Below are 13,633 nucleotides of genomic sequence, written 5' to 3'. Positions count from 1 at the left end.
GATTTAATTAATTTATCTACCACTTAAATGCTTAATACATAGTTCATGAAATGCTTGCGCTTGTGGAGACATGGTTGTGTCTTTAAGGGTGAACACCCCAATTTTTCTTTCTATTTTTGGTTCTACTAATGGTAGCCAAACGAGAGAGGTTTGCTTGGTTGGAAATGCAAGTTTAGGCAGGGTCGTTATCCCTATACCTAATTCCAGAACAGAAAAGAGTGAAGTAATATTTTCAACTGAATACAGCGCTTTCTGGCTTAACGTTCTAGCTGGGGTTGAATCAAGTAAGCTGCAGGTACCATTACGAATAAAGGGCTGTTTTTGTATGGTCTGCCAATCAACGCCTTGCTGAGCACTCGCAAGAGGATTGTCATGCTTGCATACGACCCCCACGGGATCAGACATCAATGGTGTTAAATCAATATTATGTTCATTAACACTAGAGTGATTACCTATTGCGAGATCGACCTCTCCTGATAACAACCTTGATTCAACCCCAGCAGCATTATCATCAATCAAACTCACCTCTACATTGGGGTATTTTTGATTAAACTCACCCAATATGTTTGGAATAAGTTTTGCTGCTACAGATGGGACGCTCGCAATACTGATTCTTCCTTGTTGGCCAGCAGCGGCAGCACGTAAATCATTATCCAATGCAATATAGATATTTATAAATCGTTCAACCTTGGGTAAACAGATTTTTCCAAAAGGGGTTAATTTTGATTTATTTCCCGATTCGAATAACGGCTGGCCAAGAATTTTTTCCAACTCTTTTATTGATGTCGATAGCGCAGCTTGAGAGCGACTAGCTCTATGGGAAGCTGCACGAAAACCTCCTTCCTCGACGACCATCACAAAATGCCTTAATTGTTGTAGCTTAATACTCACTTGTTTGTCTCCAAGTGCATTGTAGTTACTGACTTAGGGATATAATGATAAGTTTTACTTATCAAGTGTAATAAATTTACCGTTAGATTTATCGAATGTCAAAGTGCAGGATTTAACTTTTGTAAAACAATGATGTAACAAAGGTTAAGGATCCATGAATACTAAAAGACAAAAACACCCGATTGACACCTCTTTATTTGCATCAAAGGCACCTCTTGAGTGGGCCATTGTTGGAGGGAGTACTTTATATACGGCACAAATTCCCATTGATGCTGATGGGGTTGTCGTTAGTGGTGGTATTGAAGCGCAAACTCACCAAGTATTTAGCAACCTAGTACATACCTTAGAGTGTGCCGGTGAATCTCTGGATTCGGTACTCCAAGTCATGATTTATGTGACTGACAGGCAGTACTTGGAGAGTGTTAATCGGATTTACGCACAATATTTTCGCGCACCATTTCCTAATCGAGCCGCAGTCATAGTGTCGGGCTTGGCAAGAGAAGAAATGTTTGTCGAATTTGTGGTTTATGCAGTTGCCAACCCAAAAAACCTTTCAACATCGAGTAATGAATCTATTTAAAAGTTAAGAAATCTTTAAAGGAAATGTATATGAGCTTATTTGATAAAGTTAAACCAGAGCAGTCACTTTACATTCAAGGGGAGTGGCAAGCAGGTGAAAGTGCAGTCCTAAATATTAACCCTTCTGATATTAGCGAAAGTTTAGGGGAGTTTTCCCAAGCCAGTGAATGGCAAGTCCAACAAGCTATCTTGGCGGCGAAACAAGCACAACCGACATGGGAAAAAACACCAATTGAACATAAGCAGTCCATTTTACAAGCGATTGGAGATGAGCTTATAACTCGTTGTGATGAACTGGGTGAGATACTTTCTCGTGAAGAGGGTAAGCCATTTGCTGAGGGGCGTGGAGAAATTTATCGAGCTGGGCAGTTTTTCCAATACTTTGCGGCTGAAGTATTACGTCAAATGGGTGATAGCGCGTTGTCTGTGCGCCCTGGAGTATCGGTTGAGGTGACGCGTGAGGCATTAGGTGTAGTGGCAATTATATCTCCTTGGAATTTTCCCACCGCGACCGCTGCTTGGAAAATTGCACCTGCGCTTGCATTTGGTAATAGCGTGGTGTGGAAGCCGGCAAACCTAACCCCAGCGAGTGCCGTTGCATTGACTGAAATAATTCATCGTCAAGGAATGCCTGCAGGTACGTTCAACTTGGTATTAGGTACTGGATCCGAAGTTGGGAATGCCTTAATTAATTCATCTGATGTGAATGGTGTCAGCTTTACTGGTTCGGTAGATACAGGACGAAAAGTTGCAGCGGCAACGGCCCCAAACTTTGTTCGTTGTCAGTTAGAAATGGGCAGTAATAATGCACTAGTGATCGCTGATGATGCTGATATTCAAATTGCTGTCGAAGCGACCATTGCAGGATCATTTTCTGGGGCAGGGCAGAAATGTACGGCTTCATCTCGCATTGTCGTAATGAATGATGTCCACGACGCCTATGTTGAAGCGCTAATAAAACGTATGAGTGAAATTAAGGTTGGACATGCCTTAGAAGATGGCATTTTTATGGGGCCAGTGGTTGATGGCGAGCAATTAGCAGCTAATTTAAGTTGGGTAGAAAAGGCTCGCCAAAGTGGTGCGGAGTTAGCTTTTGGTGGAGAACGTTTAACGCTAAAACATCAAGGTTACTACATGTCTCCAACTTTATTCATCAACACTGAAAATGCCTGGGAAGTGAATCAAGAAGAAGTTTTCGCACCAATGGCGAGTGTAATACGAGTAAAAGATTTGGAGGAAGCCATTCAGGTTACCAATGACACTCGTTTTGGGTTAACCGGAGGCATTATCACACAGAGTTTACGAACAAGCGCCATCTTTAAGCAACAGGCTCAAACAGGATGCGTGATGGTCAATCTTCCAACCGCAGGAACAGATTACCATGTTCCATTTGGTGGACGGAAGGAATCCAGTTTTGGTCCTCGTGAACAAGGACAATATGCCAAAGAATTTTACACCGTTGTTAAAACCGCTTATCAGCGCCCTTACTAATTTTTCTCAAGCAGTGACAAGGCTGCTTTATGTATGAAAAGAATACAAATTATTGAGGAGTGGTTATGTATAAAGAGCGAATTATCATCGATGGACTGCAATATTGTCATTGGAATAGAGAGTATTTTCAAACATTACTTGCAAGTGGAATTACTGCAGTGCATGCGACGATTGCTTACCACGAGAATGCCCGTCAAACGTTAACTCGTTTTGCGCAGTGGAATATGCACTTTGAGCAAAACTCAGATTTGATTATGCCGGTTCTTTCAATGGCCGATGTAGAGCTTGCAAAGCGGCAAGGCAAAGTGGGTATCTTTTTTGGAGCACAAAACTGTTCACCTATTGAGGATGAAATTGGTCTGATTGAGGTAATGCGACGTCAGGGGCTATTGGTTATGCAACTCACGTATAATAACCAAAGCTTACTTGCGACAGGGTGCTATGAACAAGACGATGCTGGTGTCACTCGCTTTGGTCGACAGGCCATTGAAGAAATGAACCGAGTAGGGATGATTATTGACATGTCCCACAGTGCTGAACGTTCAACACTTGAAGCAATTGAACTCTCATCTCGCCCTATCTGTATTAGCCATGCAAACCCAAGCTTTGCCCATGATGCTCGACGTAATAAATCAAAAACTGTCATTAAAGCGCTTACTGAACGTGGTGGCTTGATTGGGTTTAGTTTATACCCGTTTCACCTACCTAATGGGAGTCAATGTTCGTTGGAAGACTTCTGTCAAATGGTCGCTGAAACTGCTGAGTTATATGGTGTGGAACATCTCGGTATTGGCAGTGACTTATGCCTAAACCAGCCTCAGCATGTATTGGAGTGGATGCGCAATGGCCGTTGGTCAAAATTGATGGATTATGGCGAAGGATCCTCTGCGAATGCAGGATGGCCTGATAATTTGCCTTGGTTTAGCGGTAGTCAGGGTATGGAAAATATCTACAACGGATTACTCGATTGTGGTTTTAGTTCGCATGAAACAGCAAAAATACTCGGAGAAAATTGGTTCTCTTTTCTAGATCAGGGACTTGAGGCCCATTTATAAGCCAGCCTAAAACGAAAACGTAGCTCAACCTTCCATTGAGTTGTTCGATGGTTGGTTTTCTACAACAACATAATAAGTAAAACTTTTTTGGAGTCAGATTATGTCTACTTTACCTCACGGCATAAGTGTTTCGGCACCTGATGAACACTATGTTACTAGTAAAAAAAATTCTCTGGACAGGCTTGGGTTAAAGAATCCAGCGTTTTGGTATAGCGGCGGATTTATTGCTTTGTTTGTTTGCTTGGCACTATACGACGGTAAATTGCTTACCTCAATAGTGACGACTGGTTTCTCTTGGTCAGTCAAGGTATTTGGCCCATATTGGCAACTGTTATTGCTTTTAACATTTCTTATTGCGTTGGGACTTGCAGCAGGAAAAACGGGCAAGGTAATTCTGGGTGGAACCAGAAAGCCTGATATGGATGCCTTTCGCTGGACAGCGATCATTTTCTGTACATTATTGGCAGGTGGCGGTGTCTTTTGGGCAGCAGCAGAACCTATAGCACATTTTGTTAGCCCTCCACCGCTCTATTCTGAAGAAAGAAACTCTTATCAACTTGCCATTAATGCACTCTCGCAATCTTTTATGCACTGGGGTTTTCTGGCATGGTCAATTGTAGGCAGTTTGACATCGATTGTGGTCATGCACCTTCACTATGACAAAGGGTATCCACTAAAACCACGGATTCTACTTTATCCAATTCTAGGGGAAAGAGCACTAAATGGTCATACGGGGGCGCTTATTGATGCTTGCTGTATTGTTGCTGTAGCTGCAGGGACTATAGGGCCAATTGGCTTTCTCGGCTTGCAGGTTAGCTATGCGTTAAATTCACTTTTTGATATTCCAGATGGGTTTGTTACCCAACTTATTATCGTTTTGTCTGCAATAACACTTTATACATTGTCTGCATTGAGTGGTTTACATAGAGGCATGCAAATACTAAGTCGATATAACGTGATGTTAGCAATTGCTTTAATGATTTACATCTTAGTGTTTGGCCCCACAGACTTCATTTTTAATGGTTACATTCAAGGTGTGGGAACCATGCTTGATACCTTTATTCCAATGGCAACTTATCGCGGTGATGAGGGTTGGCTCAGTTGGTGGACGGTATTTTTCTGGGGCTGGTTTCTTGGTTATGGACCAATGATGGCCATTTTCATTGCAAGAATTTCACGAGGAAGGAGTATTCGAAAAGTTATTGTCACCATCAGTATTATCGCGCCATTAACAACCTGTTTTTGGTTCACCATAGTGGGTGGTTCAGGATTAGCTTTCGAAATTGCACAACCTGGAAGTATTAGTAACGCGTTTGAAGGTTTCAATTTACCCGGGGCATTACTAGCCTTGACGCAACAACTGCCTTTTCCCATGGTGGTCTCCGTCTTATTTTTAATTCTCACTACTATTTTTATTGTCACAACGGGTGACTCGATGACTTACACCATTAGCGTAGTCATTAGTGGCGATACTGAGCCCAATGCTTTAGTTAGAACATTCTGGGGAGTCATGATGGGTGTAACGGCTTTGATATTGATTTCATTAGGTTCAGGTGGAATCTCTGCATTGCAGTCTTTTATCGTGATTACAGCGGTACCCGTTTCGCTCATTTTACTTCCTTCATTATGGAATGCTCCTCAGTTTGCATTACGTATGGCCAAAGAGCAGGGCTTATAAGACGGCACAATATAAAAATTACAATCTTTCTATAACAACAAGAGGTAGTGAGTAAAATGGATGCACATGAAACTACTGATATAAATACGTCACTGCGCGATGCAGATATTGTAATGGCTCCAGAAAGGCTAGGCGCTATGCACCAAAATAGAATCAGCTTTTCACGTAGTCTGATTCGTAAAATGGCACGTCAAAAATGGCAGTTAACTCGCACACAGTGGCAGCTTAATCCATTGGGGTTTGGGTATGTTGTGTATCAATTAACGACAGTTAAAAACAGTTATCACTTGGTGGTTTTTTGCGACGAGATCAATGATACAGAACGAAATGATAGAGTTATTGCTGAAAAGTGGGATGTTACATTTGCACTCATCATGGGTGATCTTGACGAACAACTTATGGCGCAATTGCGTGCTAATGTTCCTCTACAGGAAGCCGGGAGATTCCGAAATAAAGTGCTAGTACTTGGACGGGCGAATAAAAGTGTACGAGTGTTTAGTCATCTTGTTACTAACTTAGCTAAAGGTGAACAGCCTCTACCTGATTTACTCGCAGAGGCTGGATATGTTCTACGCACAACGGCTGTATATGGAAATGGTAAGTTTGGTATTGCTGATTTCAAACTACTCGAGACCAATACTGATTTTCGACATTCCTTTAGTGCTCAAATGTGTGCGGTATATCTCTTAAGAGAATTTAGCTTAGATTGGGTCAATTACCTTGCTAAGCAGGTTGGTGGAGATAAAGCGGTAAAACTTGACAAAAGACTCAGGCGTTATTTGGGTATTGGCAATGCGACCGGCTTGGGTATGGCACCTTATCTGGTTAACCACCCCTGTATTGTAAATCAATGGATGACGGCGCGAGAAAAAGCGGTAGCGCGGGTTTTGTCTATGCATTGTGATCCTGATTCGCAGTCAAGTTTTTGCAAACTACTTGATCAAGCAGTCAAGCACTTAAAACAGACAAAGACTATTAATACAGATCAAGCTGAGTCAAATCATAAAACTATGGTTGAACTCATCAGCATCATCCAAGACCTAACAGTCAAGGTTAGCCAAGAACGGCCATGGCGGGATAGCCTTAAGTACTTTCATCAGTTTAGTGTCGAAACTCAGGAAGTGGTACTTTCTTGCTTGATAGAAATGTATCCCAAACAAGTGGATGAGCTAGAAGAACTGATGAATGCAGAGGAGAACTTGACCATTTGCGCTCAGAAATCCGTTGATGATTTAATTATGCTTCTGAAAAAAAAGTATCGCTGGGCAATCGATGAAGACTTCTCTCTGCCAGAGAATAATTATTGGTTCTGGTACCGCTCTCAAGATAAAGAAGAACCAAGGTTAGGTGTTCGTGGTCAAGAATATGGCGAAGAGAAAGAGTTACCATTAGATATTGGTCGTCAAGTTAATCGATTCTATTTCGCACTTTGTAAGTACGCTTCTAAATCCACCATCGCACAGTTTCTATTGCATTATCCACAATATCGAACCATAGCGCGTAGAGTTTGGACAATGGCACAAGGTGAAATGGGAGAGATTCAAGTTAATGTCCTTAGGCAGGATGCATTGCCTATTCATTTACTGCGTTGCAAATTGGCAATTCTCGGTGCAACCAAATTTGATCCAAGATCTGATCGTTGGGTACGGGTTACTTTTTATCAGGGTGCCCCTCTATTTAGTGATCTTGAGTTAACTGAAATGAATGAAAATTGGCTATTCCCATTGATGCCATGTAGCAATCCAGTTAAGGAGCCAAAAGTATGATTGTATCCTACAATGAGTTGGTTTCTACCGTAGAGAAGGCTTTTCTGGGTGCAAGACGTATATATGGGGAAGCTGATGTAATAGCAGCAATGGTAGCGGATTTACAGATGTTTGGTCTTGATGGAATTCGCCATTTTAACAATGCGAGTCGACGAAATAGCTGGGGGGCAGATCGTGCTGTTACCGTTACTAACCAAAATGAAAGCTGCCTTAACGTTAATCTTCATTCGAGTAGTGTTGCTTGCCACTTTCCAAGTGTGCTTGATTTTGCTATTGATAAAATGGCTGTCAATAAGTTTATTTCTATTACTCTTCAGCAGTGTCATAACCCTTGGTTCATTCATGGTGAGTTACTTAAATTGGCTAAAAAGGGGAAAGCCTGTCGAGCTGTTTGGACTGATTATTCCGAACCCAAGCAAGTGACTTATATTTTAAATGCAGGTAATACAGCACCAGAAATATGGTATGCACGTAGCTCAAATCTTACTGCAAGCCTTGGTGATACGATTGTGATCGAGTTGTCTACAAATGACTTTGAGATACCCAAGTATACTCCAGATTATACACGCCATATCAGTTCAGATAAGTTGCTTTTTACTAAAGAAGTTGCTTGGGCAAATGGAGTCTTTGTGGAAGATGAGGAATGGGAACAACTCAAGAAACAATCGACCTTGTACTTAGTTGAGAAAAGTGAACACTCGGCAAAGGGAGCTGGCGAGAGTGCAGTGAGCTGATCATGTAGATATGAGCAAAGTAGAATGGGTAACTTTCAACCTTTAATAAAATTTAGTTGTTACCCAATATAAAGCCAAGGTATCACCTTGGTTTTTATCACCTAAACCGATGTGGTTTGATATTGGGGGGATGATTGAATCGCATACTCATGACCATCGAGTAATCCTTTTCCCTTTTTAAGCTCATTAAGTCTCGCATTCACTACGCCATCTGAGCTAGTAAAGTCTATCTTATAGCTGCCTATATATTCTTGAACATATTTTGTTGATAGTGATTTTAGTTTATCAATATAAACGACAGATTTATCAAATTCACCTTGTGACACCGCTTCGAGTTTGGGCGTCAGCAACCGAGCAAATCTATATGGATGGCCAACAAATCCGCTCCCCATCACAAGTGCTGCGATGACTGGTGTAGTAATCACTGCACTCTGGAACCATTCGGAAAACATTTTGTGATTATTGAGCATGCTGGCGTTAGAAGTACGGTTTAACCACTCTTTTTTGGCGCGACTGAGTGTGTTTTGTAGTAGCGAACGTTGAACAAAAAAATCGACCAGCTTAATAATGCGCTCTAGTACACTGATGACAAAACTGACGAGTGTTCCTACACCAACGGCAGTAGCTCCAGCAATACCTGCCACAGTGAGGGTAAAGTCTTTAATGCCACCCAGAGCACCTGCAGCAGAGTGGCGGGCAAGAGCTTTAGAAATAATACTAGGATGACCACTTAGTAGTTCTACACCTCTCCCCTTATATATTTGGGTGATGAGGTCTTGAGATTTCAATACAGATTTTTTCACATCTGAATATAGAGCTGAAGCACCTCTTACGTGCCCCCAGCCAGGAACGACATCCGCCAAACTACCAGCAAATTTGCTAATAAGCCAAGACCCGATTTCTGCTAGCCATTCTATCCCGTGGAGTAAATCACCATAAATGTGCTGGACTTTATTAAGCAAAGTACGGAAAAAGTTTGCGAATAGTTCCTTGATGTTATTTTTCATGGCGATGGTAACTTCAGAGACTTTATTGGCGGCTTTGGATAATTTTTTCGCCGCTTTAGTTCTCTTTAATTTTGCCATTGTTTCGGTATTGCTAAGCAAGCTATCGGCTGCTTGCTTAAAATCAGAAAGAGGTTCAGTACCTACGACAAACGCACTAAAAAAATGGGCATTGGATATTGTGGCTACTTTGGTGATTTCAGTGCTGGCTAACATATACATGGCGCCCATGCGAGCATCGGCCATTTCTGCGACCTGAATGCCACTAGCAGAATTTGAGGTTTTACCAAATATTTTATCTTTGATAAACCGCTTTAGTAGATTCATTTTCATGTCAGTCTCCAGCGTAAAGTGCAGTAGCACTATTATGCAAATTCAGTTTGTGTATTTATCAGTAGTTTAGGTTTATATTGATTTATTTAACAGTTTGATAGCGATTTGGTTTAGCTGAGACAACTCAGAATCTAGAAAATGGTCGTATTTGAGGTTTCAGTAATGGGCTATCAGTACGCTTAGAGGGTATCTCGTCAGGATAATGAGCTAACTTTTTATTCCAATTTTCAGCTTCTTTAACTAGAGACTCTAGCGTTATAATGATGAATTCTTTTCGGATATCGGTAGTTTTAACGGACTGATAAACAGTAATGTTTTTTGCACCCTCTAGCACACCTATTCCAATACCATCGCGAAAGGGCTCTATTGCCTTTGAAGCAAAGTCAGAGAAAAATTCTGAGTGAATGGTGTTTGGTACTTCATGGTGAGTGGTAACCGATAGTTTAAGTATTCTATTAACATGATCTAGGTATGCGACGAGAAGAAGCGGATCACTTCCTTGGCTTTGCAGTATGCAGGTAAACTTTCCTGTAGAATCAAACTTGGCATCAATACCTAATTCTTCAAAAATATCTACTAATAGATTCATTATTTTACCCTTCTATTATGATTATTTAATCATGAAGACTTGATTTTAAAAATGGCATATAGCCTGACAATTATTCACAACTATCCAAGTTGGTCGTTAAGACAAGCCTATCTATACCTGATCAAGTAGTGCTTAAACTATTAGCACTACTCGTGAGGGAATTTAGAGACCGTTGAAGGTATCTTTACAACATATAATCTTTGTATTCGTCTTGTATCTTGTTAAGATCCGGTGGTGTCTTCTGCATTTCTTTTACGAATTCTGATATATCCGTATCAGGTTTAAGCTCAAGTGTCTGTGCCAGCTCAATAGCGGTAAAAGCGGTATAACGTCCGCAGTTTGTTCCATCTGTTAAACCTTGGAAGTTGGTACAAAGCGGAGTGATAGTCGTGCCCTTGTAATCACTCGATTCGAAAACGTTTGTTTTTGGATCAATGATGTACGTCTTTTCACCTTGAACCACTCCCAGTACAGCATGCCCGGTTGGTCTAAGCGGTCTTTCTGTCAATCCAATGGGTATGAGTAGTGTGTTATTGTGTGAATTGGCATCTTTAATCCGATTAATGGTGTTATCGAGATTAGCAAGAGTCGACTCTTGGCCGTTTATGATGCCTATATTACATCCTTGACAAAGCGCCTCGCCCAATTCACCTTTGATTGCCAGAGAAATATTGCTTGGTTCAAGTCTTCCAGTCTTATTTATTTCTTTACGAACTTTGGTTTGTTGATCCATCAACAAGCGATCCTTATCATCGATATTATCGAGCATTTCAAAATCATCTACTGAATTTTGCCTGTCAATGGGGGAATCATTTCCTAAATTACCTTGGTTTAATCCAGCTTGCTTAATAAAATTTTCTAAAGTATTTGCCCGAGTTTCAGTGGTGAAACCCCGTGCAAAAAAATCATAGATTGCGGTTAAAGGCCTAAGTAAATTGCTCAATCGCCCAGAATAGTCGCGGCTTACTCCTATTTCTCCATTTTCCAACGTGGTTGCCGTATATGAACGACCGTTGAGTAGGATTGTTGTTGGTGAGTTGTTCTTCAACTCATTGCTGTGTTCTTTGATGCTTTCAATCGAACTCAACGAAATTGTATTCATAGTTATTTCCTGCTTGCATTAAGTTGTTGGGTAAAGAATCGTCGTATTATTGAGGGAAGATAAAATGTGCAGAGGCAGATTCAAAGTTCTGCTTAAAAGCAAGTCACCACATGTATTTCGCATACTCGCGCTGAATCTTCATGAGATTAGGTCTTTCCATGGTTTCTACTAGCTGACCTAGATTTGCGTTCGGGTTATGGTGAAGCGCTTGACCAAGTTGTATGGTGATATTTACTACATATCTCCCGCAGTTGTTTCTATCAGAAATGTCTTGAAATCCAGTGCTCAACGCTTTGATTTTTGAGCTGTAATCGAAGTTATGTAATGGGTTCAACTTTGAATCTAAAACATACATTTGTCCATTTTGGATCATACCGAGGATGATGTGGTCACATGTTCTGAAATGCCCTCTTTCTTTAAGTCCTAGTGGAATCAATGCGGGTATATTGGGATCTTGAGTATCTCTTATTGTTTCAAGTTTATGGCTTAGAGTATGTAAAGGTAACCAAAAACCGCTTACTATCGTCAGTCTATGATTGAATAGCTTTTGGCTTATAATGTTATTCACATCATCCATGGCCAGTACTCGTGTTCTTTTTGAGTCAGCGTGAGTTTCGATAAAGTCTGAAGTATCAGAAAAATATTTATTAGATTTTTTTAACACTGATTCCATAGATATTACCTGAATGATTTTTGAACACTTGAAATCAGAATATTATTTTTGATGGTGATCTTTATATCAACTACTGGTCTTACCTGATTGGAGAGAGGTAACTCTGTGAGAATAAGCGGGTTAGAACCTCGCTGTGGTTTACTAGCCGATAATCCAATATAAATGAGCCTTTTCAGTTTTGAGACTGTATCCTCGCATTCGCATATGTCATCGAGTCCCTTCTAAAAATTTGCTTGCCATCTCTTGCCTCCCATCCCTGTTTTTATACAGTTTATTGGATTTGAGTATGAAAATGGCTTGTTTTGTCGATAAGGGTAATTAATAAGTCATTGTTAAGGGAATGGATTATCGTGATTTTATCTTTCGTTTAATATTGGACACACACCAATAACGTTTAATATTGGACACACACCAATAAGGAGAAAAATAAATTATCCACGTCACTTTGAGGTTTGTTTTGATGCACTGCTGATTTTGAGGAATTTTGTCGTCGATTTAGATTAAAGGAAGGTATTTCTGGTTGAATATCGGTGCGTTTATTCAAACGCCATTTCAGCCATCAAGCTGTGGGCATCCATTTCTGGAAAGTCTTTGAGTGACTGCTATTCAAATGCGAATAAATGAAGCTTTTTCTTATTAAGAGCAGTTTTGGCAATCATCGCCTGTGCTTGGCTACCTACCGCAGTGACGTGGAATTTCTCCAATTGTGTACAAACCTTTAGCCAGTTATTTATGTTTCCCCCGAGCCTGTCTAATATGGGGGGCAGGTTCGTATTCATAAATGCTTTATTCGGCCGAATTTGGCGGGCTGTCCAGTCGACTAATTCAATATAATCCATCAATCGAAAAGGAATGCCGTCTTGTTTTAAGTTGCTCCCGTTACCGATAAAAGGATGAAGACAAGGGGCTGTGGTAAGCTGTTTATCTAAAGCGTCGATTCGAGCTTTGATGGAGGTAAATTCTGAGTCTTCTGGCTTAGTAGCAATGCCTGCGCGAATAGGATTTAGGTCTACGTACGCCATTGCAGCGGCGAGGGCTTTTTCATCAAGCAAGGCTTGGCTTTTAAATCGGCTTTCCCAGAAGTGGCCAGTGCAGTTGTCTTCTTTGTTAGCTTTACAAGCAATATCGTAGTTAAGCTCTTTCATATACCAACTCAAATTCCACAAACGTTCTCGCCAAAGCTCAATGATCTCCATACATTTTGCGTGTTCAATTGGGTGAGTGAGTTGCTCATGAAGCCAGCGTTGAATAATAAGCGGTAACTTATGAGCCATTCCCCAGCGCTCAACTATCTGATGATGTGACAAGGCCAAAGCTTTCTCTCGATTGATATTGACGACTAAGTGGTAGTGATTACTCATGATGGCGTAAGCACAAATATCAATGCAGTAGAGATCAGAAAGCGAGTGAATTTTATTGACGATCCATTCTCTGCGATGCTCATAACTCACTTGGTTTTGGGTGTCTTCACCACACAAAAAACTGCGCCTCACACAGCGAGAAACGCAGTGGTAATAAGGTGTCGCTTCAATCGAGATAAGTTGCTTGCGTGCAGTCGTCATGAATATGTCTCCTTATTGGAATAATAAGAAGTTAGCAATCATTCAAACAAGTGGTTGCTATCAGTCCCTAGAAAAGGAGTAAATCATACTTATTTAGTCCTTTTGGCGTGTGTCCCGAATTTATTTCGTTTGGCGTGTGTCCCGAATTTATTTCGAGGTTTAGCTTGTTGTATTTT

General features: G+C 40.9%; 12 protein-coding genes. 6 read left to right on the top strand and 6 right to left on the bottom strand.

The annotated features are described in order from the left end of the window. Positions 1 to 12: 12 nt before the first annotated feature. The gene (locus tag KO511_RS15790; RefSeq protein ID WP_215988373.1) at positions 13 to 891 is read right to left on the bottom strand and encodes a LysR family transcriptional regulator; all 879 of its coding nucleotides are present in this window, start codon (positions 889 to 891) and stop codon (positions 13 to 15) included. 154 nt (positions 892 to 1,045) lie between these two features. Between KO511_RS15790 and KO511_RS15785 the strand changes: the two genes are divergently transcribed. From KO511_RS15785 to KO511_RS15760, 6 genes are all read left to right on the top strand, one after another. Beyond that, a complete protein-coding gene (locus tag KO511_RS15785) occupies positions 1,046 to 1,471 on the top strand; it encodes a RidA family protein (protein WP_215988372.1) in 426 nt (141 codons plus the stop codon). 29 nt (positions 1,472 to 1,500) lie between these two features. Continuing rightward, a complete protein-coding gene (locus tag KO511_RS15780; protein ID WP_215988371.1) occupies positions 1,501 to 2,961 on the top strand; it encodes an aldehyde dehydrogenase family protein in 1,461 nt (486 codons plus the stop codon). A gap of 65 nt (positions 2,962 to 3,026) precedes the next feature. Then, positions 3,027 to 4,016 (top strand): membrane dipeptidase, encoded by a 990-nt coding sequence (locus KO511_RS15775; protein WP_215988370.1) that lies wholly within the window; start codon positions 3,027 to 3,029, stop codon positions 4,014 to 4,016. Between the two features lie 100 nt (positions 4,017 to 4,116). Continuing rightward, positions 4,117 to 5,694, top strand: a complete 1,578-nt coding sequence (locus tag KO511_RS15770; RefSeq protein ID WP_215988369.1) for a BCCT family transporter — start codon at positions 4,117 to 4,119, stop codon at positions 5,692 to 5,694. Between the two features lie 56 nt (positions 5,695 to 5,750). After that, positions 5,751 to 7,460: a hypothetical protein gene (locus KO511_RS15765; protein WP_215988368.1), complete on the top strand. Its 1,710-nt coding sequence runs from the start codon at positions 5,751 to 5,753 to the stop codon at positions 7,458 to 7,460. After that, the gene (locus tag KO511_RS15760) at positions 7,457 to 8,194 is read left to right on the top strand and encodes a DUF3726 domain-containing protein (RefSeq protein ID WP_215988367.1); all 738 of its coding nucleotides are present in this window, start codon (positions 7,457 to 7,459) and stop codon (positions 8,192 to 8,194) included. Before KO511_RS15765 ends, KO511_RS15760 begins: the two co-directional genes overlap by 4 nt. Before the next feature lie 101 nt (positions 8,195 to 8,295). Here KO511_RS15760 and KO511_RS15755 read toward each other — a convergent pair whose 3' ends face one another. The 5 genes from KO511_RS15755 to KO511_RS15735 all read right to left on the bottom strand — a co-directional run bounded on the left by KO511_RS15755 (position 8,296) and on the right by KO511_RS15735 (position 13,457). Continuing rightward, positions 8,296 to 9,531 (bottom strand): hypothetical protein, encoded by a 1,236-nt coding sequence (locus KO511_RS15755; RefSeq protein WP_215988366.1) that lies wholly within the window; start codon positions 9,529 to 9,531, stop codon positions 8,296 to 8,298. Positions 9,532 to 9,655: 124 nt separating this feature from the next. Then, entirely contained in the window at positions 9,656 to 10,120 is a 465-nt protein-coding gene (locus KO511_RS15750) for a hypothetical protein (protein ID WP_215988365.1), read from the bottom strand. A gap of 184 nt (positions 10,121 to 10,304) precedes the next feature. After that, the gene (locus KO511_RS15745; protein ID WP_215988364.1) at positions 10,305 to 11,222 is read right to left on the bottom strand and encodes a hypothetical protein; all 918 of its coding nucleotides are present in this window, start codon (positions 11,220 to 11,222) and stop codon (positions 10,305 to 10,307) included. 103 nt (positions 11,223 to 11,325) lie between these two features. Continuing rightward, the gene (locus KO511_RS15740; protein ID WP_215988363.1) at positions 11,326 to 11,895 is read right to left on the bottom strand and encodes a hypothetical protein; all 570 of its coding nucleotides are present in this window, start codon (positions 11,893 to 11,895) and stop codon (positions 11,326 to 11,328) included. Positions 11,896 to 12,497: 602 nt separating this feature from the next. Then, a complete protein-coding gene (locus KO511_RS15735) occupies positions 12,498 to 13,457 on the bottom strand; it encodes a transposase (RefSeq protein ID WP_215988362.1) in 960 nt (319 codons plus the stop codon). Between the last annotated feature and the right edge of the window lie 176 nt (positions 13,458 to 13,633).

It is taken from the genome of Vibrio hepatarius, from assembly GCF_018860525.1.
GTDB lineage: Bacteria > Pseudomonadota > Gammaproteobacteria > Enterobacterales > Vibrionaceae > Vibrio > Vibrio hepatarius_B.
This window is presented reverse-complemented; position numbering and strand designations above follow the sequence as displayed.